Here is a 22,929-nt window from a genome sequence, read left to right on the forward strand (position 1 = left end):
TAAAAGCGTTAATAGACAAAATAAAGAGATTAATGGAGGTCAAGGATGTAATAATAAGGCTTGGCATTGTGAGGGATAGGTATGAAATGAGGCTTAGGGATTTATTGAGAAATTTCACTGTGCCTAATTGGCATCCATGTCCATGCCCGCACGGTGAGACGGAAAGGGCTATTGTTGAGGGTCACATTGAGGAGCTGGCGAGGGTTGGTGGCAAGCTTCTTCAGCCCATGATCGTGCTTCATCTGGATAGTGCCAATTACCTAATTGCCGATGTATGCATATACAACGTCCTATCAACACTGCCGGAAAGCATGAATTACGTGCTTGATAGGGTACGAACTGAGGTTTGGGACCTTGGAAAATTCAGTAGTGAGGAGAGATACGTGGCGATGGCCATGGCCACCACGATATGCATAGCCTACAAGAATAGGGTCTTGAAGGAAGTTAAGCTACACTTTGCCAGAGAGCTGATCAGGAATTACGTACTTAATGTTGCGGAGATGGACTGGAGAGGGGCCGAGGCCATGATAGAGGGGTTAAGCAGGTATGAGGGTGTCATGGGTATAGCTAGGGAACTCGCCAATGTGCTCGGCATGAGCGAGAGGAATGCCCATAGGTACATAATCGCGGTGTTAAACGAGGACTTCATAAATGAGTTAAGGAGCCTTGTGAGGAATAGGGTGTTGCAGGTTAAACCTGGCGATAACAATGTAGATAGAGCTGATGTGGCGGAGAACGCTGTACCAACCAAGGCATCAAAGAATCAATTAGACATATCCAAGAGAATATACATAACACAGATAGCCAAGCGCATTAATGTATCGACGAGTGAGTTAGAGGACTTGAGTAAACTAACGCAGCGTAATTTAGCAACCCTCACTAGGAGAGTCAGGGAGTTAAGCCCTGAGGCAGGTAAAAGCCTCGTGAGTAGGATAATTAAGGCGATCAGGGATAATAATATGGAGGAGGCCGTGGCATTAATAGAGAAGACACCCAGTGACTACGGTGATAATCCCAGTCCTGTGATTGCGATTGATGATTTTAGCGATGTTCATGTAGAAAGTGATAGGCATAGGGTGTATAGGTTAAGGGTTGGCGACATTGAATGCCCAGAGGAGTTATGTCCTGTGTATAGGAGGGTAATTAGGGCATTAAAGAATAGTGATTTAGAGTTACTTTATGAGGCCATGAGAGCACTCACGAGGCAGATGAATAGGGATGAGTTATTATGGGCAATAGAAAAGAGGCTGGATAACGAGGACTTCAGAAAACTAATGAACATGATAATAAATGATACCAACGAGTCAATGAGCAGGGAATTACTAAGCCTGCTGGAAACCATAATTAAAGGGGATCAGGATAATGCATGTAAATTAATACATGAAATAATTAAATCATAATAATCCCTGTCTCAACATTTATCATAGGCGGGTATCCCATCCTTATGCTAGATGGCTTCATAATATTAAAGTTAGTATAGTATCACTAATATTGCGGTATTTTATTTAAAATTAATGAATTTCATTTAATAAAATTTTATAAAAATGGAAAAATTTTTATCAATTTACTACAATAATGTCAAGGCCAGCGCACGATAACTATCAACCCAAAACAATAATGAAAAACCTTTAAACTCTTACAATCATAACTTACCCGCGGCCGTAGTCTAGCCTGGTCTAGGATGGCGGCCTTCCGAGCAATAAACGTGGAAAGCCGCAGAACCCGGGTTCGAATCCCGGCGGCCGCACCATCGAAATCGTTACGTGATTGTTTTGTTTTGACCCGTGGGTCTTAGGCCATCATTTTCTCTCCTTCTCTTCTTAATTCAGTAGAACAGTTGAATAATTATTTATAATTCTTCGTTAATGAGACTTAAATGTGCCCATTAGGGTTAGGTTACCTCAGGAGAATAGGGAGGTTATATTGGACGTAGACTCAATAACTGTTGGTGAGCTTTTAAGTAAGTTAAAGCTAAGTGAGTCTGAGGCCACGGTTATACTGAACGGTTTCCCCATTAGGAATACTGAGACGGTCATAAATCTTAATGACAGAGTTGAGGTGATTAAGCACCTGCCCAGGGGCAGGTGTGGTATATGCGGTAGGGAGGCTTACGTTAGGATACCCTACGCGAAGTTAACCCTATGTAAGGAGCATTTTATGGAGTTTATAGTTAAGAGGGTTCGAAGGACTATTGAGGAGTACAAACTTATAAGGAGGGGTGACTTAGTCCTTGTGGCTGTTTCGGGAGGTAAGGATAGTTCAACGATGCTTCATGTTCTTTCAACCCTCAGAGATTCCCTAAAATTCGACATAGTCGCATACCACATAGACCAGGGTATACCAGGCTACTCGGACAAGGCTAGGTCAGCTGTTGAGGAATTAGCTAGGAGACTTAACGTACCTTTAATTATATCCACATTCAAGGAAATGCTCGGTGTAGACCAACCAACATTAATTAAAGGAATGAAGTCTAGGAGACCACCATGCTCCGTATGCGGTATTATCAGGAGGTATTCCTACAATGCATTGGCAATGGAACTCAACGCATCCTCAATAGCCACGGGTCACCATGCCGATGATATCGCTTCATACGCGTTAAAGGCAGTACTAACCCACGACTACCAATCATTAACTAAACTACTGCCTAAGACTGAACCATTCGAGGGAGCCGTAGCCCATATAAGGCCCCTATACGAGATTTACGAGAAGGAAACCCTTCTCTACGCATTGGCCTCGGAGATCCCATTCACAGCATGCCCATGCCCCTTTAGGCCGAGGAACACCCTAGATGATCATATTAAGGAGTTTTTAAATAACCTGGAGACAAGGCATCCAGGAATTAAGCTGAGCTTCTTGAAGGGCCTCGTTAGGGACGTCAAGATCCTTGGGAAGGTTGTTGAGGAAAACCCTGAGATGCATACATGTAAGGTATGCGGATTAGCATCAAGCGGTGATGTATGCTCCTTCTGCAGGTTCACCCAGCGTGAATTGGGAAGTGCCATGGGACCCCATGTCAGGGACCTCCTCCGGGTCAAGGTTTCCGGACTTAAGTTGAGGTAAAGGCCTGGTCATATACTAAACCGAGATTCGTCCATCAAGTCCGTAGTTAAATGCGGGGTTTAAGGAATGTATCCGTTTTCGCCACGATGTTCATTGCAGGTTTTTCCATAGACGGGTATGAGGAAATGCCCAGCACTGATTTTTAAGGTAATTAATATCTCATTTAATCCATGGATGACGACGGCTTGATTGGCTGATTGCGTGATGACGGGAACGAATGCCGACTTTAAAAATTCCGCTTCGCTTATCCCTTAGTAAGTAAAGGGCTAGGGTGTGGAGGTTTTTGAAGGGCGACTTAAGGTTAAAATATCGCTGAGGTTTAATAGTAACGGTCTTATGGTTAGTCTATACCTTATTCAGCATGGTAAGGCATTTGATGAGAAGGTTGACCCAGAAAGGAAATTAACTCCAGAGGGCGTTTCCGAAACCGAGAGGATCGCCAAATACCTTAGTGGTGTTGGTATTACCGTTACTGAGATTGTTCATAGCGGCAAGGCTAGGGCTAAGCAAACAGCGGAGATCCTTGCTAGGTACTTGGGTGTTAGTAATGTTAGGGAGGTCGACGGTTTAAACCCCAATGATGACCCCAGAATATGGTTTGAGAGAATTTTAAGGCTTGACCATGACCTAATGATTGTTGGTCACCTACCTCACCTTAGTCGTTTGACCTCATTGCTAATTACGGGTAACCCCGACATTAAAGTCGTTGAGTTTAGGTATTCCGGCGTATTAAGGCTTAGTAAGGCCGAAAGTAATTGGGTCATTAATTGGTTCATTACACCAGATCTAGTGCATTAGGGTCTCTTCCTTAATTCCCTGGGTGTCTTTAGCTTCAAAATGAGCTCTCTGGCTTCTTTACCATTTTTTGCCCGTGCAATTATTGATGCCTCCTCAATTCGCATTACATAGCCGCAATACGGACATTGGTGGGTCTTAGCCGTGTCACGGACAACTGAGTAGTTCCCACACCTTGGGCATGCAATGATTAAATACATATTCGTTGGGTATTAATGGAATGGGTTTAGAAAAATAAATTGCTTTTTGACTTCAGAATTTACAGCTGAGGTGAGTGAAAGCAATATATATTCTCTTCACTTAGGTTCGTGTTAACTTATTTTGTCCGCTGCCCCCTAATAAAAGTAATTTAAATTTCCTGTGTGCAATTAAGTACTGAAGCAATAAGTAAGGTGGTTGGGATAAAGGTCTTAAAGAGGAATGGAAATACAGAGGACTTCTCAAGAGATAAGTTAGTCCGTTCTCTAAAACTTGCGGGTGTTCCAGATCCAGACCTTGTAATTAGTGCCCTTGATCTCAGGGGCACCGTATCAAGTAGTGAATTGTCGGATAAGGTTCAATTAATCATGCTTAATATGGTGACTGATGACCTTAAATGGCATGATGCGGCTAGGAATTACTTACTATGGAGTGTGTATAAGCAGGTTTGGGGTAAGGATGTTGTTAAGGCAATCAATGAGGGCAGAGTTAAGTTCGAGGATGCATATAGAGAAGGCTTCAAAGCGTGGTTTAGAACTGGGCTTGAACTTAGGATCTGGGATTCAGAGATGAGCGCTTGGTATGCTCAACACATTGATGAGTTGGCTAAGTACCTCGACCCGAGCAGGGATTTACTGCTCACTTATAATGGGGTCAGGACGTTAATGAGTAGGTACTTACTCAAGAGGCTTGATGGCTCGTTCTTCGAGGTGCCCCAGTACCTGTGGATGAGGACTGCGATGGGCGTAGCCTACGCAGAGCTTAGGTATGGTGGTGACCCAATAACGTGGACGAGGAGGTTCTACGACTTAATGAGCCAGTTAAGGTTCATGCCCAACTCACCAACGCTCTACAACGCAATGACAAGACTTGGACAACTCTCTGCATGTTTCGTGGTACCCATTGACGACTGCCTATCCAGGGAGAGTGATACGAATAGGGAGGATCCGGAGTGCAACTTTGGCATAATGGATGCCTTAAGACTCGCTGCATTGATTTTCCAGTCAGGTGGTGGCGTTGGTTATAACTTCGGTAAGTTAAGGCCTGAGGGTGACATTGTGAGGAGCACCACCGGGATAGCCTCTGGGCCACTTAGCTTCATGAAGCTTTTTGATACGTTGGTGGACACCATTAAGCAGGGTGGTAAGAGGCGTGGTGCCCAAATGGGCATGCTCTTCTGGTGGCACCCCGACATTGAGAAGTTCATTACGTCGAAGAGTGGTGAGCTTAAGGACATTCAGTTGCAGAACTTCAACATAAGCGTCACAATTGATGACTACTTCATGCAGAAGGCGTTGAAGGGTGAGGACATTTACCTGATAAACCCAAGGGAGTGCCCATGCCTATATAAGACCTGGGGTGAGGAGTTCGTTAAGTGTTATGAGGGCTGTGTGGAGGCTATAAAGGCTGGTAAAGTAAGGATATGGAGGAGGGTAAACGCTAAGGAACTTTGGGATAAGATCGTTAAGTCCGCGTGGGACAGCGGCGACCCAGGCCTGTGGAATAGGGACCTGGCTAATTACATAAATAATGAGAAACTACCTGGTGAGGTCATAAATGCCACAAACCCATGCAGTGAGGAGTCACTCTACGATTTTGAGAGTTGCAACCTTGGTAGTATTAACTTGGTGAAGTATGTTCATGAGGGTAGGATTGATTGGGACTCCCTGGCTAGGGATGTTCAGTTGGCGGTTAGGTTCCTCGATGATGTTATTGATGTCAATAAGCTACCGCATGAGAGACTTAGGAAGAGGGTCCTTGAGACAAGGAGAATCGGCCTTGGCGCCAACGGCCTTGCCGATACCTTAATAGCCCTTGGACTTAGGTACGACTCACCACAGGCGCTGGCGGTCTCTAATGAATTGGCTAGTTTCATAGCTAGGATGGCTGTTAGGGCCAGTATTGAGTTGGCTAAGGAGAAGGGTGTCTACCCAGCGTATAAGCATAGTGATTGGGCTGAGGGCGTACTACCGTGGACAAAGCATAGGGAGAGGCTTGAGAAATTCTCCAGCACCATTGATAAGGAGGCGGTTGATGAGTACATGAAGACCCTCGACGTGGGCTATAACGATCCAAAGGTTAGGGCTATTATCGACGGCTCAACAGCGGTACTTAAGGGGTACAGGGCATTGGACAGTGATTTATCGATAGACGTTAGTACGGTAGGTATTAGGAATGGTTCCATAATGAGCATAGCCCCTGAGGGCTCTAGGAGCCTTATTGCCGGTGTGAACTCAAGCATTGAGCCCCTCTTCGCGATCGCCTACATCAGGAACCTCTCAATTGGCAAGCTAATCGAGTACAACTACACCGCGCTTAGGCTGCTTATGCAGACGAAGACGCTTGATGAATCGACGAGGAGGTTTGTCGAGGAGTACGGAATACTGCCAAGGGATCACCCATTAGCTGACTTGCTTAGGACGGCTCATGAGATTCACTGGAAGTGGCACGTGTACATGCAGGTGACCTGGGCTAGGTGGAATGACTCAGGCGTTAGTAAGACCATAAACATGCCGAGTGATACGCCCATGGAAGATGTCGAGCAAGCCTATAGGCTGGCCTGGCTACTTAATGCCTTCGGAATAACGGTGTATAGGGATAAGAGTAAGTCAGTGCAGGTGATATACACGGGCGTTAAGGGCGCTGAGGCTAAGCCCACAATTGAGGTTAAGGAGGTTAAGGTTGAGACAAAGCCCAAGGTAGAGACAAAGGTCAGTTACACATCATTGTCCGCGCTTAAGGATAAGCTTGTTAGGATTAAGAGTAATGGCGGTGAGAGTATTGAGGAGGAGATGCAGGAGGAGCTTGGGGAGACTGATGATCCATACTGCAAGACTGGTTCATGCGGTTAAGTCATAAAATTAAGTTATAACGTTCTCCTTAAGTATGCCCTTACTTACTGCCTCATTAAATAACTCATTGAGTACATCCATGTAATCCCTCTCACCGACTTCAACATCATCCATGTGCCTCTCAACAATCCTAGTTCTCTCCTCACTAACTAGGTCACTAAACTCCTTATTCTCCTCAGTTAGGAACTTATAGACTTGGCGACCAAGGTTCGTGGGCACCACATACCTAGTTCTCCTACCAACGACCAACGCATAGCGCCTCTTCAGTATTACATCAACAATCTTCGCATAGGTACTTGGTCTGCCAATACCCCTCTCCTTCATCATAGCAATTATATCACCCTCCCTAAGCGGTGGTGTCCTACTCACCTTCTTAATATAATCAATACTGGTTATCCCATACTCACCAGGCATAAGCTCCTGGTACTCCCTACCCTCAATGTAGCCCCAAACCTTCGTGAATCCAGGCTCCAATATCTTAGAAACCCTCTCCACCTCCTCCTCATGAACATTAGCACCATTAAGGTAGATACTTATCCTCAACTTCTCCTTCAAAACCCTGGCACTTCTCATTTGGCTCGCCATGAACCTCCTAAATATTAAATCATAGACCTTAAGGTGGTTTGCCGTAACCCTAATAGCCAGCTGAAGCAAACCTGTGTTAATTAGGTTCCTTAGGTCATCACTATCGATGGGCCTTGTCGGCCTTATACACTCATGGGCCCCAATCTCCTTGCCGCCCCAGGCCCTGCCCACGAAATAATCAGCCCCAACTCTCTCGCTTATGTACTCCTTAGCAATGCCAATGCCCACCGTTGATACCCTGGTACTATCCGTCCTATGATACGTTATAAGTCCCGACTCAAATAATTCCTGGGCAATAGCCATCGTTTGCTCAACACTTAAACCGAGTATGTTTGCTGAGTCCCTAAGTAAGGCGTCTGTTGTGTATGGTGGTGCTGGATTCAATTCCTCCTCTTCCTCACCTACCTTAGTTACTCTAACCTTAACCTCAACGTCCGTTGATTTATTCCTATGCATCGCCTTTAGGGCTTTTATCAATTCCTCCTTATCCGGCGGTATGTTCAACCTTACCTTTACACCATTACTCAAAGTCATGGTTACTGAGTATACCTTATCCCTCCTACTCTCGTCATACCTCTCTATTATCCAACCAAGGACTGGAGTCTGAACCCTACCAGCTGATAAAGTCCTTCTACCGAACTTCTCCTGAACAATCTGGCTAAGCCCAAACCCAATCCATCTATCCTCAATCCTCCTCACCAATTGAGCGCCAACCATGCTAAGGCTTATGGCCCTTGGATTTGTGATCGCATCAATGATGGCCTTCTTAGTAACCTCATGAAATTCAATCCTAACGATATTACTCACGTAGGGCCTAAGCATCATGTAAACATCCCAAGCAATCTTCTCACCCTCGGCATCCGGGTCCGTACCAATCATTACCTGGTCAACCTCTGTGGCTATGTCCCTTATCGCATTTACTATGTCCATGGCATCAACAAGCTTAACACCGTGGATCTTACAAACATCCACATCCTCGGTATACGTCTCACCACCAACAGGGCACCTCTTTATTGTTCCATAGATCGGTACGAAATTATTACCGGTCTTAAGTATCCCATAATAATCAATAATCTTCCCCGCCCTTAAAGCCGGCGCGAGTTCCTTTACATCGGCCGGACCCGCCGGTATTAAATCCCACATGTGGCCCTTAGTAGCCGTTATCAGTAGGTATAGGTTGCCTAGGGTAGCTTCATAAATTATTAAAGGACCAACATTCCTCCTGGTGGGTACTCCAAAGAAGCTCGCTATTGTCCTAGCCTTAGTCGGTGATTCGACAATTACGAATGCTGTCCTTAACGGATCCTTCTCGAGGAATTGATTGGGTATCTTCCCAAGCATTATATTCCTTATTAAGTCCCTCTCACTCCTGATCCTCTTCATTAAATCATCTATGTTAACCTCATTAATGTCCTGGATCTTAACATCCTCAAGCCTATACCTTAAATTCCTAATTAAACCATTGAACACCTTCTCATTATCCACTATAAGCACTGATAAGCCCTGGGAGACACCACCAACGTAAAGCCTTGATGTCCTACCACTACCCTGGATGTACGTCGTCACGTCAGGTATGATCACGTAAAGCTCACCACCCCTATACTCAAGACCAACCTCGTTAGATTGCTCTATCGCTTTTCTAATGTTGGGATCACTCAATAGTTTGTTCACTAAGTCTACGGCCTCCTTAATCACGTCAGCCGCGTACTTATCAAATCCACTCAATTCCTTATTCTCCTCAATAGCCTTTAACAAGTTATTTATTTGCTCTTGATTTAGTGCCGTTAAGTTCCTAAGTCTCGCAACGACCCTATCAATGTCATTTCTCAGGTATTGGGGGACGACATTCCTAATGGTAAATAGAAACATTAGGTACCTTATTGGTGTGAACTCCTCAAGTCTTAGCCTAAACCTCATGCGTGGAACGCCCACGAAGACCACATACGCGATTCTCTGCGGCAAATCAATGCCCCTAACTAGGGATGACCTAGACGTAGCTAGCCCAATTAATACATCAATTTTCCCTTCCACAAAGTCATTAAGTAATGACTTACTCGGCTTTAGGTAGGACGCAGCCTTAACGCCATTTTTATTTAATGCCTCAAGCAATTCATCAACAATGTCCCTAAGGTCCGGTGGTACGTAAATTATCCCACCACTGCCCAGCCTCTTTACGATGTCAACCGCCGTACTTATTAGGGAATCTCTGGGCCTTACGTAGACATCAACCACGTTTCTTAACCCCTCAGCCCTACCGCCAGTCTCAAAGCCAAGGAACTCCCTAAACAGGAATAGCCTAGCTGTCCTCCTCATCCTCGTTAATGCGCCCGAGGCTATTAGTATGCCAATGTTGTTACTCTTTATGTAGTTGGTCAGTTCCGCATTCAACCTCTTAATATCCTCCCTAATCTTATTAATTTCCTCCTCACTCGCCCTAAACCTAATGGCTTTCCTAAGCTTCTTCATTAAATCAACCACCGTTAAAGCCTTACGGAGAGCCTCCTCATTAATGCCGAGCAATAGTAATAGCCTATCAATGTTCTTGCTTGACGCCTTAAGGACGCTATCAACATCATCGACGAAGATCAACGAAAACCTATACCTACTAAGTAGGTCCATGTGCCTTGGCAGGAAGGCATTGGTTACTATTAATATGTCGAAGTTGCCATCCTCAATGGTCTTCATAGCCTCGGTCAACTCCTGCTTGGAAAGTATTGAGGATGCCATGACAATCCTAACATTAACGCCCATCTTATTCACATAATCACTTAATCTTCTATGAACATCATAGGCTAAGGTTGATGTTGGGACGACAATCAACACTCTTCCTCTTCTCTTTAAAGCCACGTACAGCGATGCAATCATGCCAAACGTAGTTTTTCCACTACCCGTTGGCGCAACTATTGCGAAGCTCTTACCCTTAATAATCCTCCTAGCCCATAACCTCTGGGCACCCCACATGTTAGTTCCAATTATTTTCCTGAACATATCTGCAAACTCGTTATACTCATTAACCAGGTTCGCCAACGACCTTAACCTATTTATGGTTCCAAGCTTTTCTAGCATGTTCAACACCTCAATGGTACTTGCAACCTTCTTTGGCACGTCAGGTAGGCACCTATGGCATGGCAATCCAGAGGCAAGCCTATCCGATGTTATGTCCCCTCCACAGTTTGGGCATGCTCTTCGGTATATTACTAATGGTTGTTTCTCCATTTAATTCTTCATCACATTAACTAAAACCCCTTAATAAATATTCGTCGCCAACGCGAAATCTTAATTGTTAGTATTAAATATTGATATTACATTGGTATTGCTTGAGTAGTATGTCGGTTAATACGGGAGGCATTCAGGACTATGTGCGGTACGTATACATAATGTCGCTAGTGTCTGCCCTGGCCATGGCTATTGCCGTGGATTACGTACTTACTGAGTTGTGGATTTACGGTACTGCGGACTTAACAATACTTGTGATAACGCCTGTGTTTATGTTTATGCTCTCGATGCTTATTATCTCATCAATAACTATGATCAAGCAATTAAGGGGTAGCTTCGGCAGGCTATCGTCTAAGGCTAAGGCGCTTATGATAACGTACATCGCATTCTTCATGATAGCGTTGATATACTTCACCTACATATCGATAATTCATTATGCAGGTCTAGGGCTTACGATCTCAGACCCACAGTTGGTTGGCGATCATTACCTCGGCTTTGGGCTTGCACTTTATGATGCAGGTTTGTTGACCACTTCATGGCAACTCGTTGAGGATTTATTAAACAATAAGTTATCATCATTGTATAAGTTCTTTATTATGATGTTCAAGTCTCATTCGAACGATGACGATGATACGATCATTATTAAGTAAAAATCCTAAGTTGGTATTACGTAGGTTACGGAATAGCATGATTTTAAAAATAGGTAATGCGAAAAACTAACGTATGCGCGTTGCTGGTTTGGTGGCTGATTTACTCATGAGGACCTGTAACGCGAGTTCCGTGGAGAGACAGTCATTTATTGATGGGTCTAGGTACATGATTCGATTTAGTGATAATCACAATATGGAGGTGCACCTGGTGGATAAGGGTGAAAGGCTTTTTGCTGAGTTCTGGGTCAATACGTATGCAACACCCCTAATGATAATTGAGTACGTATACACGGACATAAAGCCATCGAGTATTTGCGAGGAGATTTGCGAACTAATACGTATAATTAATGAATCATTGATGAAGCAGGGTGAAAAGGGTAATAGAAATCAAGCCATTCAACCTAAATAATCAAGTATCCCACCCTTCCTACCCGTGGTTGTGACCTCCGTACCAGGTGACAAGTCATTAGCTAATATCCTTATCAAGTCACTCCAGGCTAGCGTATTTCTGATTGCCCAATCAATTAATTCCTGGGTATGGTTACTTAGTATTGAAAGGAACTTCTGCCAATTAATGCCTATCCTAGCTAATTCCCTGCTCCAATGTTCCCATAAATACCTCGCAACCTCATTACCAAACCATACGGAGAAGGAGTCGCAGCCAGGCCCAGTGCATACACTCCTTCTCTTCACTATCCTATCTTTAATGTCCCTGGGTTCAGGTGGTATCGGGAGTGCCATTAATACCTAATACTACGTTGGAAATGAGCATTATATTAAGCTACTGCCCAGGTATTACGGTTCAAACTCCACTCATACGTTCGTCAAATCATCAATTATCCTCTTATCATTTATTAATAACCATCCATCCTCATCACTCTTCACATCACCCCTATACTCATACCTACGCAGTAGGGCGTTAAGTAATGCCTTACCATCAAGTGTCTTAACATGGAGTTCCTTATTGAAGTACCTATTAATATTCTCGATATCCCTAAGTAGGAACTCAACGGCGTTTGGGTGGTTCGTCTTTACGGCACTGCCCCAATCAATAATCACCAATTCATCACCAGTATTGACAATATTAAACTCACTTAGATCTGCGTGGATTATCCTACCCAAAATGAATGCCTTCTCTATGTACTTAATTATCGTTAGGTAGGCAGACTCAGGATCCTCTGGTGGTGCGTCCTTAATCAACGGTGCCGGCACACCACTAACTCCCCTGTAACTTATGAATTCCATCACCAGGATATTCCTATTGAAGGTTATTGGCTTAGGCACCCTAACACCTGCATTATAGGCATCACCCAAATTACTGAACTCCTTCCTGCACCAATACTCAATGAGCTTCCTAGTATTCGTAATCTTAACGCCAGTAAATCGCGGATCGCCAAGTAAGTACTTATACCTACCCCTAATGAACTGGGCTGTGGATGTATAGAATATTTTTAGGGCTATGTCAGTACCATCGGGCGCCTTAGCCCATATTACCTTAGCCTCCTTACCCTGCGCGACTGGTCCATAAACCTCATCAACAACGCGCCTATTCATTAGCTCCCTTAGGGCGTCTATTGTGTATTGATTAAATACATCATCAACGGTCTTTAATTGATCAACATCCTTTATCCTAAACCTCCTACTCTCCACTCTCTCCCGAATAATCCTGTCAATGTCGTGAGTACCCACTGAGGTAATGAATAATGCAGCACTTTATATATCAGTTTAGTCCATAAGATTCGTTTTGCTTACTTTCATGGAAAATATTCTAATGAATTCAATAAATAAGAATGAATTAAAATGTATGCAAAAGGCTAGAGTTAGTAGGTATTGTACGATTGAAGAAGAAAAAAGATTTAAAAGTATTTCTAATGAAAAACAATTTAGGAAATATGGCTTTAGTTCAGCAAGACGAAACATGGTTCATGCGTAGGCTCGTTAACCTCCACAAGATGAAGAGACCAATTGGTAAGATTATCGTTAATCCAGACCTCTGCAAGGATTGCAAGTTCTGCATTGAGTTCTGCCCTAACGGGGTTCTTGAGGAGTCTAAGGACGTTAATTTCAAGGGTTATCACTACCCAGTTATTAAACCAGGTAAGGAACTTGACTGTGTAGCTTGCAGAATGTGTGAGAAGGTTTGCCCTGACTTCGCAATCACTGTTGTCTCCGAGGAGTACATAACGTACGATAAGTACTACGGGGTGAGTAGGCATGCCCACGGTGGCTGAGCTCTATAAGAAGGACCTGGATAAACTGTTAAGGCCCGGCATTCACTTCCTAGACGGCAATACAGCGGTTGCTGAGGGTGCGATAACCGCTGGTTGCAGGTTTTACGCTGGTTACCCAATAACCCCATCAAATGAGATAGCGGAGTACATGTCGTATAGGCTACCGCAGGTTGGTGGTAAGTTCATACAGATGGAGGACGAGATAGGCAGTATAATGGCCGTGCTCGGAGCGTCAGCGGCGGGGGTTAAATCAATGACCGCGACATCGGGCCCAGGCTTCTCACTAATGCAGGAGGAGATTGGGCTTGGCTCAATGCTCGAGATACCGGCGGTAATAGTTGACGTAATGAGGGCCGGCCCATCAACTGGAATACCAACATTGCTTGGGCAGGGTGATATACTTCAGGCTAAGTATGGCTCACATGGTGATTACGAGATAGTGGCCTACTTACCCGCCAACCCTCAGGAGGCCTTTGACTTCACGATAAAGGCGTTCAACATGGCTGAGAAGTACAGGGTCATCGCCATCGTACTCTCTGATCAATTAGTTGGGCATATGTATGGTAAGGTTAGAGTCCCTGAGTTTGATGAAATAGAGATTATCGAGAGGCCGAAGCCCACGGTACCCCCAGACCAGTACTTGCCCTATGATAGCAGGTACCTGGTGCCTCCAATGGCAATAGCGGGTACTGGTTATAGGGTTAACAATGAGTCATTGACACACACTGATAAGGGATACCCAACAACCGATAAGGATGCATCATTCAAGTTGGTGATGAGGCTTGTCCGTAAAATTAGGGAGAATGAGAAGGAGATAGCTGAGTGGGAGGAGTACATGCTTGATGATGCGGAGTACGTTATTGTATCCTACGGCTCAACATCAGGTTCTGTGAGAAGGGCGATAAAAGTGTTGAGGACGCAGGGTTATAGGGTCGGCATGCTCAGGCCGAAGACCGCGTGGCCATTCCCTGGTTGGGTCGTGGAGAACCTAGTCTCTAGGGGTGTTCAGAAGTTCATAACCGTGGAGGTGAACATGGGGAAGATGTACCACGTGGTTAGGGAATTCTCTAGGGGTGTTCCTGTGGAGCATATACCCTACGCCCCCGGTTATATCCCTGACCCTGATTATGTGGTAAACAATGTGAAGAAGGTGATCGAAGGATGAGCATGGAGGCCGAAGTAACAACCACCGGTATTAAGGTGGAGCTGCCCAAGTCTTATGAGGATATTAAGGACTTAATAAGGATCGATAGGCTACCACACATTTGGTGCCCTGGCTGTGGCTTAGGAATCCTACTAAAGTTATTGGCTAGGGCTATAAAGAATTCGGGGATACCCATTGAGAAGCACGTGATAGTCACAGGCATAGGCTGCACGGGTAGGATTGGTGGATACCTAAAGCTTGATGCGTACCACGTAACCCATGGTAGGGCCATACCCTTTGCCGTTGGGCTAAAGATGGCGAATCCAGAGCTTGAGGTAACCGTGGTCGGCGGTGACGGTGACATCCTCGCCATTGGTGGTAACCACTTCATACATGCGGCTAGGAGGAATGACGACATTAACGTAATAATAGTAAACAACTTCATATACGGAATGACAGGTGGTCAGTACAGCCCAACCACGCCTAAGGGTGCCAAGACGACTACATCCCCATATGGCCATTACGAGAATCCATTCAACGTACCATTACTGGCGTATGCCGCGGGAGCCTCATACGTGGCTAGGTGGACGGTTCTTCATCAGAATGAGCTTTATCAATCTCTCCTCGAGATGTTTAAGGTTAAGGGTTTCGCAGTAATTGAGGTATTATCACCCTGCATTATCTATACCGATAGAAATGCCATGGGTGATGCTGTTGATTTAATGAAGGTACTAAAAGAGAGACCTGTGATAGATCATAACGCAAACTTAGCTGATCTAGACATTGACTTTAGCATGAGGAAGATTATCCTGGGAAATTTTGTGAAAAGGGAGAGACCAGTATCGTATGGATAGTGATCATGGATTTTAAACGTTTTTCTTATAGTTACGTATAATTTAAAATAATTTTTGTCAAATTAGAATAAGATTTATTAAGGTTTCATAATTATTTATCAATAGAAAAATATGCAACAACAGCTCGACCAAATACGTATCAGGCTTATGGGGCTTGGCGGTCATGGCATAGTCTTTGCTGGTAGGCTCCTTGGTATGGCAGCGGCAATGGGAGGTCTTGATTCAGTGCTGACAATAACGTACAGCCCTGAGCAGAGGGGTGGTTGGTCTAGGGCTGACCTTATAATAGCTAAGGAGATGGTTGATTACCCACTCGTTGATGAGGCCGATATATTCCTCGCAACTACACAGCAGGCATTTAGTTTAGAGTTTAAACGTCTTCGTAAAGGCGGCGTGTTCATTTATGAGAGCACAATCTATAAACCGTCAATTCCAGATGCAAACGACTATTTAGTAATTCCGGTACCCGCCACAGAAATTGCGGAGAACGTGACCGGCAGGAGATTGACTATGAACGTGGTTTTAGTGGGTGTCATAACGGCCGTTCTTGAGCCGTTATTGAAAGAGGAGCACATAATTAACGCAATAAGGAATATGACTAGGAGGGCCGGTAAGCTCGATGCCTCGATTCAGGAAATGAACATAAAGGCGTTTCAGGCAGGTCTTGATTACGGTAGGAAGTACTTACAGGGGTTAAGGTGATTTGATGCCGACCAATAGAATACTTATCCTGGGCGGTGGTATTGCTGGTATTGAAGCTGCACTGGCCTTAGCTAACATGGGTTATAGGGTTACGCTTGTTGAGAAGTCCCCGGCCATCGGCGGTAAGATGGCAATGCTCGACAAGACATTCCCAACCCTCGACTGCTCAATATGCATAGAAGGACCATTAATAAGTGATGTTGCGAGGCACCCATACATTGAATTGCTCGCCCCCGCTGAATTACTTGACTTAACAGGGTCGCCAGGCGATTTTAAGGCTAGGATACTTGTTAAACCAAGGTACGTGACTGACGACTGTACTAAGTGTGGTCAATGCGAGGATGTATGTCCTGTGATTGTCCCTAGTGAATTCGAAGCAGGTATTGGTGCCAGGAAGGCGATATACCTACCATTTCCACAGGCCGAGCCAGGAATATACATGCTCGACATCGATCACTGCTTGAATAAGCCACCGAATTACTTCCCATGTGATAGGTGTGCCAAGGCTTGCGATAGGAACGCCATAATATACACGATGATGCCTAAGGTCATAGAGCGTGATGTTGCTGCCGTAATTGTATCAACAGGCTTCGACTTAGAGAAGGGCGATATACTTGGGGAGTATGGTTACGGTAGGTACATGGACGTAGTTACGTCGCTTGAGTTCGAGAGATTGGTTAACGCATCGGGACCCTCAAGCGGTGTCGTTATTAAACCGAGCACTGGTGAGGAGCCGGAGAATATACTTCTTGTGTCCTGTGTTGGTTCAAGAAATAATAGATATAATGATTATTGCTCCGGGTTCTGTTGCACATACCTGCTTAAGCAGGGTATATACGCTAAGGTACTTCATGGCATTAAAAATGTGACTATAATGTACATGAATGATGTTAGGACATATGGTAAGGGTTTCGAAAGCTTCTTCGACAGAGCACTTAAGGAGGGTATAAACATTGTTTGGGGTAGGCCTGAAGTCCTTGGCGAGAGGAATGGTAAGATCGTTGTTAGGTTCGAGGATACGAGGAATAAGAAGGTCGTTGTAAATGAGTATGACATGGTCGTACTAGCGCCCTCCGTAAAGCCTGTGGGCGATATGAATAAGTTAAGTAAAATACTAAATATATCATTAAATAGGGTTGGTTTCGTAAAGACCGACCCAGCTAACCCAACATTAACGACGAGGCCTGGAATCTTTGTAGCCGGTTCAGCGAGTGGCCCTAGGGATATTTCGGAGTCCGTGGTTACCGGGTTAGCCGCTGCGGTGCAGGCGATTAGGTATGCAAGCCCTGGGGTGATTGAGGAGGAGAAGTATGAGGAGACCATAGAGCCATACCCAATTAGGGTCGGGGTCTTCGTCTGTCATTGTGGTACGAACATAGCTGGTGTCGCTGACGTACCCGCATTAGTGGAGGCTGCTAAACAAATGCCTGACGTAGTTCATGCAGAGGATCTCCAATTTGCATGTGCGAAATCATCACTAGATAGGATAACCCAGGTGATTAAGGAGAAGAAATTGAATAGGGTAGTCGTTGCATCATGTTCGCCAGTCACGCACTTGAGGTTTTTCCAGGATTCTGCGAGGAGGGCTGGTCTTAATCCGTATCTCGTGGAGATGACGAACATTAGGAACCTGGATACGTGGGTCCATAACGACAGGAAGGTGGCCACAGAAAAGGCAAAAGACATGATAAAAATGGCCGTGGCCAAGGTCCACCATATGGTGCCATTACAGACAATAAAGCTGCCGGTGATTAAGAGGGCGTTGGTCATTGGTTGTGGACCTGCAGGGCTGGCGGCAGCCACGGGGCTGGCTGGCGCAGGCATTGAAACTATACTTGTTGAGAAGTCTAATGAGTGCGGTGGCATGCTTAGGCGCTTAAATAGGCTTGAGCCTGAGGGTATTGAGGCTAGGAAGTTACTTGATAGGATGGTTGAGGAGGCTAAGGAGGTTGGTGTTAAGTTCATGCTTGGGACAACAATTAAGGATGTGTCTGGCTTCACGGGTAACTTCCACGTTATCCTAAGCAACGGCGTCGAACTCGACGTAGGCGCAATAATAGTGGCCACGGGGGCCAAGCCTTACGTACCGACAGAGTTCAATTATGGTAAGGATCCAAGGGTATTAACAACGCTAGACCTTGAAAATGGTAAGACCGTCGAGGGTAAGAACGTAGCAATAATAAACTGCGTTGGTTCTAGGACCAGTGGTAGAGGATGTTCAAGGTATTGCTGTGCCGTAGGTCTTAGTAAGGCAATTGAATTAAAGAGCCAGGGCAAGAACGTAGTCCTAATCTATAGGGATATAATGGGCGTGAATCCTGAGGTTGAGGACCTATACAAGAAGGCTAGGGATGCTGGCGTGCTCTTCATTAGGATTCCTAGGAAGGCTGAGTTAACCGAGGCCATAAGAATGGATACTAATAAGTTAATAGTCCATGACGTTGAGTTAGGGGATGATGTTGAGGTGCCGTTTGACAACATAATCCTCAACATAGGTCTGGTACCCAGTGAGGATACTGACGAGACATCTAAGATCTTGAGGCTTTCTAAGGATCAGGAGGGCTTCCTGATGGAGGCCCACCCGAAGCTCGGCCCAGTGGACACCATGACCCCGGGAATATTCATAGCTGGCGCAGCTAGGGGCCCAAAGAACGTGGCTGAGGCCATTGCCGAGGGCTATGCAGCTGCCTCAAGGGCGTTAATGATGCTTGCCCAGGGCTATGTCACCAAGGAGCCGTTCATACCGAAGTTTGACTGGTCCAAGTGTACTAAGTGTGGTCTCTGTATTAAGGCTTGTCCGTACGGCGCCATTAGGGGTGTTCCGGGTAAGTGGATTGAGCACATACCAGCCGCCTGTCAGGGCTGTGGTGCGTGTGTGGCTGAGTGTCCGCAGGATGCCATAACGCTTGATGCCATGAGTGATGATGTTATTTTGGCTCAGGTTGAGGCTGCTTTGGCTGAGGAGCCTGAGAAGAAGGTGATAATGTTCACATGCGCCTATTGTTCGTATTGGGCTGCTGATAATGCCGGTATATTTAAGATGCAGTATCCGCCCTATGCGAGGATCATTAGGCTTCAGTGCAGTTCTAGGTTGGCTTGGAAGCATGTTAAGCGTGCTTTTGAGCTTGGTGCTGCCGGTGTGTTTGTGACTGGTTGTAGGCTTGGTGACTGCCACTACATAACCGCAAACTACAACACAGTAAGAAGATTCGAAAACTGGAAAAAGAGACTAAAAAACATAGGCGTTAGGGATGAGAGGTTCCAGTTAAGGCTGTTTGGTGCGCCTGATGTTGTCGACCTTGTTGAGGCTATGAAGGAGGCTGAGAGGGTTGTTAAGTCGGTGACCAAGGAGGAGATTGAAATGACAAAACAAAGAATCAAGCAATTAAGGTGATGGGGGATGCCGGTAACCGTTAATTTCGAACTCAGGGAGGAACTACTTAAGTTAGTACCCACCCTAAGCCTCTGCTACCAATGCGGTACATGTAGCACGTACTGCCCAATAACTGATGAGTCCTATAATATAAGGCTCATCGTTAAGAAGGCTCAGCTTGGCGTTGTTGATCCAAAGGACTTTAAGGTCATTTGGGACTGCGTTACCTGTGGCACCTGCCAGGCCCTGTGTCCCAATAATGTCGAGATCGTTAATCTCGTGGAGGTTATTAGGACCATGGCCATGAAATCCAAGGTCTTCCCAACAAAGATTAATGAAATACTCTGGAAGATATACGAGAACCAGAACCCATGGGGTTACACCGTCACCGACAAGAGGAGGTTCCTATCCCAATTCAGTGGTTTAATTAATAATGAGAATCCAGACGTTGTAATATACCCATGCTGCCTATCGGTCGGTGACCCAAGGCTTCAGAGACATATCAAGGCTTTGATCAGGGTATTGACTAAGGCAGGCCTTAAGGTGGGTATGTACACTGGTCTATCCTGCTGTGGCGACATAATACTTCACACCGGCAATAAGGCATTTTATGAGGAATACACCACTAAGCTCAGGGATTCAATAATGAATAATGTTAAGGCTCCAATAATAGTTACACTATCACCACACTGTGAATACGCACTTAAGAAGTATCTTAAGGGTGTTAAGGTAGTTCACTACGTTGAGTTACTCGATGAGCTTATACGTAGTGGTAAATTGAAAATTAATAAGAAGGTCGACATCACTGTGACTTACCACGACCCATGCTACTTGTCCAAGCATCAAAGGGTCATTGAGGAGCCCAGGAGGGTTATCACATCAATACCAGGGGTTAGGCTTGTTGAGATGGTTCACTCAAGGGAGAAGTCACTGTGCTGTGGTGCTGGTGGTGGGGGTATAGCCCTTGAGACTAGGGTATCCACTGAATTATCAAAGCGTAGGTTGAAGGAGGCCGTTGACACAGGCGCCTCGGTAGTGCTCACGGCATGCACCTACTGCTTCAGGATGCTTGAGGATGCGAATAAGGTCATGAGAACAAACTTAAAGGTTATGGATCTAGTGGAATTTCTAGATAGTGTTATGGGTGATTAGCATGAGTGAGTGGAGGGGCATATCCGTATTTATCGAGCAGGACAATGGCGAGCTAGAGAGGGCATCACTTGAGATTTTAACGAGGGCTGGTGAGTTGGGTAGGAAGTTTAATGAGGAGGTTCTCGGCATATTGCTGGGTCATGAAGTTGGTAACCTGGTCCGGGAGTCCTCTAAGTATGGCGCCGATAAGCTCATAGCCGTTGACCACCCAGACCTAAGGCATTACAATAGTGATGCCTATACTGAAGTCATGGTATACCTAATCAATAAGTACAGGCCTAGGTACTTATTGCTGCCAGCCACGAGGAATTCCAGGGACCTAGCCGGTAGGTTAGCCGTGAGGTTTAGGACCTGCCTTAGCGCGCACGTGATAATGGTCGACATAGACGAGAAGGATAGAAAGTTGGTCACGGCCGTACCTGGCTTCGGCGGTAATATAGTCGCCACAGTTGTCTGCACCGGAGGCAAGCCTGAAATGGCCACGGTTAGTCCAGGAACTTACGAGGCGAGGCCAAGCGATAAGGAGGCTTCGGTTATCATGGAGTCTATCCCAGAAGACTTGGTAAGAAAACGTAGGATAGAACTCGTGGAGAAGAAGACCTCACCAATGCCTGACCTATCAAGGGCTGAAAAAGTCGTTGTGGCAGGGCTTGGGACTGGAGGTGATTTAGAGCTGATTAAGGAATTCGCAAACCTAATAGGCGCTGCTGTCGGCGTCACAAGACCACTCGCGGACATGGGCATAATGCCCAGGGACTACCAAATAGGCACCACGGGTGTCTCACTGAGGGCTAAGACCGTATTCGTATTTGGCGCCAGCGGTGCTCCACACTTCGTTTATGGCATTAGGGACTGTGGCACGATAGTTGCGGTTAATACAGATAGGGAGGCGCCGATATTCGAGAATTGTGATTATTGTATTGTGGCTGATTTATTTGATGTTCTTAAGGCATTGATAAAGGAGTTAAGGGGTGGGAGGTGATGGCTCCTCTCAAGAACATAATAGTCACGATGAAGGTGACGCCAAAGCCCGAGGAAATAAGGTTTGACCCAGTCACAAAGACTGTTGATAGGTCAAAGGCTACGAATGAGATAAACCCAGCTGATAAGAATGCCCTTGAGCTCGCACTACAGCTTAAGGAGAAGTATGGTGGTAAAGTCATAATACTATCCATGGGACCGCCATTCTGGGATCAATTCATAAAGATGGGCATAGCCATGGGCGCCGATGACGCAGTTTTAATAAGCGATAGGGCCCTGGGAGGCTCTGATGCCTTTGTAACGTCAAAGGTGCTTGCAGCAGCTATCAAGAAGATCGGTGATTATTCGCTCATCATTACCGGTGAGGAGAGCGAAGATGGCTCAACAGGCCAGGTACCACCTGGCATTGCTGAATGGCTGGGGATTCCCGCGGTGACTTACGTCTCCCAGGTTATTGACGTTACTGAGGATTCAATAATCATTAAGAGGACTATTAAGGGAGGTTATGAGATTGTTAAGGTCAGGATGCCTGCGGTAATATCCGTGGAGCTCGGCGTGAACACGCCAAGGTTCCCAGACTTTGAGAGGTTGCAGTGGGCCCAGAGCCAATTTAAGACTACGGTATGGAGTATCAAGGACCTTGGGCTTACCGAGGATGAGGTTGGCTTTAAGGGTTCGTTAACCGCCGTTACTGAATTAAAGGAGTTGAGACCTCGTGAGCGCCTACGCCAGTTCATTGAGGGTAGTCCTGAGGAAATAGCTAAGGAGCTCATTAAGAGACTTGGCCTAAAATGAAATTACCCCGCCAACTCATCTAATTGATTCAAAACATCCGCGTAACCACTTTGCCTTAGCTCATTGACCTCGTTCTTCTCGTACTTATATATTAAATCCGCCCTATTTGGTTCGAAGTCCCAGGGTGCAACCAGTATGTAATCACCAACCCTAAGCCACATCTTCTTCCTATACTTACCTGGTATTCTAACGAGTCTAACCTTACCGTCCTGGCAAACGGCCTTTGCCCTATCATCACCGACGAGTTCAATAACCTTAGCAAGCATTTCGCCTTCCCCAGGCAGTCGCACCTTACTACCCTGTTGGTTTTCCTTGGGCATCTACGATATTAAATCTCATAC

The 22,929-nt window shown here is 45.5% G+C and carries 19 protein-coding genes and 1 tRNA gene; 15 read left to right on the top strand and 5 right to left on the bottom strand.

The window, feature by feature from the left end:
• Window positions 1–32: 32 nt before the first annotated feature.
• From VDIS_RS11130 to sixA, 4 genes are all read left to right on the top strand, one after another.
• Window positions 33–1,400 (top strand): hypothetical protein, encoded by a 1,368-nt coding sequence (locus tag VDIS_RS11130; RefSeq protein ID WP_148678339.1) that lies wholly within the window; start codon window positions 33–35, stop codon window positions 1,398–1,400.
• A 255-nt stretch (window positions 1,401–1,655) separates the two neighbouring features.
• Window positions 1,656–1,750, top strand: a tRNA-Gly gene (locus VDIS_RS11135).
• Window positions 1,751–1,878: 128 nt separating this feature from the next.
• Entirely contained in the window at window positions 1,879–3,060 is a 1,182-nt protein-coding gene (locus VDIS_RS11140; protein ID WP_013337358.1) for a TIGR00269 family protein, read from the top strand.
• Between the two features lie 336 nt (window positions 3,061–3,396).
• Window positions 3,397–3,858 carry a phosphohistidine phosphatase SixA gene (sixA, locus tag VDIS_RS11145; RefSeq protein ID WP_052885950.1) on the top strand — a complete coding sequence of 154 codons (462 nt, stop codon included), beginning with the start codon at window positions 3,397–3,399 and terminating at the stop codon, window positions 3,856–3,858.
• Here the strand turns inward: sixA and VDIS_RS11150 are convergent.
• Entirely contained in the window at window positions 3,855–4,055 is a 201-nt protein-coding gene (locus tag VDIS_RS11150) for a DUF1922 domain-containing protein (RefSeq protein WP_013337360.1), read from the bottom strand. The genes sixA and VDIS_RS11150 overlap by 4 nt on opposite strands.
• 162 nt (window positions 4,056–4,217) lie before the next feature.
• Between VDIS_RS11150 and VDIS_RS11155 the strand changes: the two genes are divergently transcribed.
• Window positions 4,218–6,905, top strand: a complete 2,688-nt coding sequence (locus VDIS_RS11155) for an adenosylcobalamin-dependent ribonucleoside-diphosphate reductase (RefSeq protein ID WP_013337361.1) — start codon at window positions 4,218–4,220, stop codon at window positions 6,903–6,905.
• A gap of 9 nt (window positions 6,906–6,914) precedes the next feature.
• Here the strand turns inward: VDIS_RS11155 and rgy are convergent, their stop codons facing one another.
• Window positions 6,915–10,706: a reverse gyrase gene (rgy, locus tag VDIS_RS11160; protein WP_013337362.1), complete on the bottom strand. Its 3,792-nt coding sequence runs from the start codon at window positions 10,704–10,706 to the stop codon at window positions 6,915–6,917.
• A gap of 110 nt (window positions 10,707–10,816) precedes the next feature.
• On the opposite strand from rgy, the gene VDIS_RS11165 reads away from it, so the two are divergent.
• The gene (locus VDIS_RS11165) at window positions 10,817–11,356 is read left to right on the top strand and encodes a hypothetical protein (protein ID WP_013337363.1); all 540 of its coding nucleotides are present in this window, start codon (window positions 10,817–10,819) and stop codon (window positions 11,354–11,356) included.
• Window positions 11,357–11,429: 73 nt separating this feature from the next.
• On the top strand, window positions 11,430–11,765 hold the full coding sequence (locus VDIS_RS11170; protein WP_013337364.1) for a hypothetical protein: 336 nt from the start codon (window positions 11,430–11,432) through the stop codon (window positions 11,763–11,765).
• Here the strand turns inward: VDIS_RS11170 and VDIS_RS11175 are convergent.
• The gene (locus VDIS_RS11175) at window positions 11,753–12,097 is read right to left on the bottom strand and encodes a hypothetical protein (protein ID WP_013337365.1); all 345 of its coding nucleotides are present in this window, start codon (window positions 12,095–12,097) and stop codon (window positions 11,753–11,755) included. The genes VDIS_RS11170 and VDIS_RS11175 overlap by 13 nt on opposite strands.
• A gap of 72 nt (window positions 12,098–12,169) precedes the next feature.
• A complete protein-coding gene (locus VDIS_RS11180) occupies window positions 12,170–13,045 on the bottom strand; it encodes a serine protein kinase RIO (protein ID WP_013337366.1) in 876 nt (291 codons plus the stop codon).
• Window positions 13,046–13,281: 236 nt separating this feature from the next.
• On the opposite strand from VDIS_RS11180, the gene VDIS_RS11185 reads away from it, so the two are divergent.
• The 8 genes from VDIS_RS11185 (at window position 13,282) to VDIS_RS11220 (ending at window position 22,588) form a co-directional block, all read left to right on the top strand.
• On the top strand, window positions 13,282–13,587 hold the full coding sequence (locus VDIS_RS11185) for a 4Fe-4S dicluster domain-containing protein (RefSeq protein WP_013337368.1): 306 nt from the start codon (window positions 13,282–13,284) through the stop codon (window positions 13,585–13,587).
• The gene (locus VDIS_RS11190; RefSeq protein WP_013337369.1) at window positions 13,571–14,752 is read left to right on the top strand and encodes a 2-oxoacid:acceptor oxidoreductase subunit alpha; all 1,182 of its coding nucleotides are present in this window, start codon (window positions 13,571–13,573) and stop codon (window positions 14,750–14,752) included. Before VDIS_RS11185 ends, VDIS_RS11190 begins: the two co-directional genes overlap by 17 nt.
• On the top strand, window positions 14,749–15,585 hold the full coding sequence (locus tag VDIS_RS11195; protein WP_013337370.1) for a thiamine pyrophosphate-dependent enzyme: 837 nt from the start codon (window positions 14,749–14,751) through the stop codon (window positions 15,583–15,585). The genes VDIS_RS11190 and VDIS_RS11195 overlap by 4 nt, the downstream gene beginning before the upstream one ends.
• A 111-nt stretch (window positions 15,586–15,696) precedes the next feature.
• Window positions 15,697–16,287, top strand: coding sequence for a 2-oxoacid:acceptor oxidoreductase family protein (locus tag VDIS_RS11200; protein WP_013337371.1), 591 nt, complete (start codon window positions 15,697–15,699; stop codon window positions 16,285–16,287).
• Window positions 16,288–16,291: 4 nt separating this feature from the next.
• Window positions 16,292–19,681 carry a hydrogenase iron-sulfur subunit gene (locus tag VDIS_RS11205; RefSeq protein WP_013337372.1) on the top strand — a complete coding sequence of 1,130 codons (3,390 nt, stop codon included), beginning with the start codon at window positions 16,292–16,294 and terminating at the stop codon, window positions 19,679–19,681.
• 6 nt (window positions 19,682–19,687) lie between these two features.
• Complete coding sequence (locus tag VDIS_RS11210; RefSeq protein ID WP_013337373.1) at window positions 19,688–20,812, top strand: (Fe-S)-binding protein; 1,125 nt, start codon at window positions 19,688–19,690, stop codon at window positions 20,810–20,812.
• Window position 20,813: 1 nt separating this feature from the next.
• Entirely contained in the window at window positions 20,814–21,794 is a 981-nt protein-coding gene (locus VDIS_RS11215; RefSeq protein ID WP_013337374.1) for an electron transfer flavoprotein subunit alpha/FixB family protein, read from the top strand.
• The gene (locus VDIS_RS11220) at window positions 21,794–22,588 is read left to right on the top strand and encodes an electron transfer flavoprotein subunit beta/FixA family protein (RefSeq protein ID WP_013337375.1); all 795 of its coding nucleotides are present in this window, start codon (window positions 21,794–21,796) and stop codon (window positions 22,586–22,588) included. Before VDIS_RS11215 ends, VDIS_RS11220 begins: the two co-directional genes overlap by 1 nt.
• Before the next feature lie 2 nt (window positions 22,589–22,590).
• Here the strand turns inward: VDIS_RS11220 and VDIS_RS11225 are convergent, their stop codons facing one another.
• Window positions 22,591–22,908, bottom strand: a complete 318-nt coding sequence (locus VDIS_RS11225; RefSeq protein WP_013337376.1) for a translation initiation factor aIF-1A — start codon at window positions 22,906–22,908, stop codon at window positions 22,591–22,593.
• Window positions 22,909–22,929 lie beyond the last annotated feature (21 nt).

The sequence above is a fragment of the Vulcanisaeta distributa DSM 14429 genome (assembly GCF_000148385.1).
GTDB lineage: Archaea > Thermoproteota > Thermoprotei > Thermoproteales > Thermocladiaceae > Vulcanisaeta > Vulcanisaeta distributa.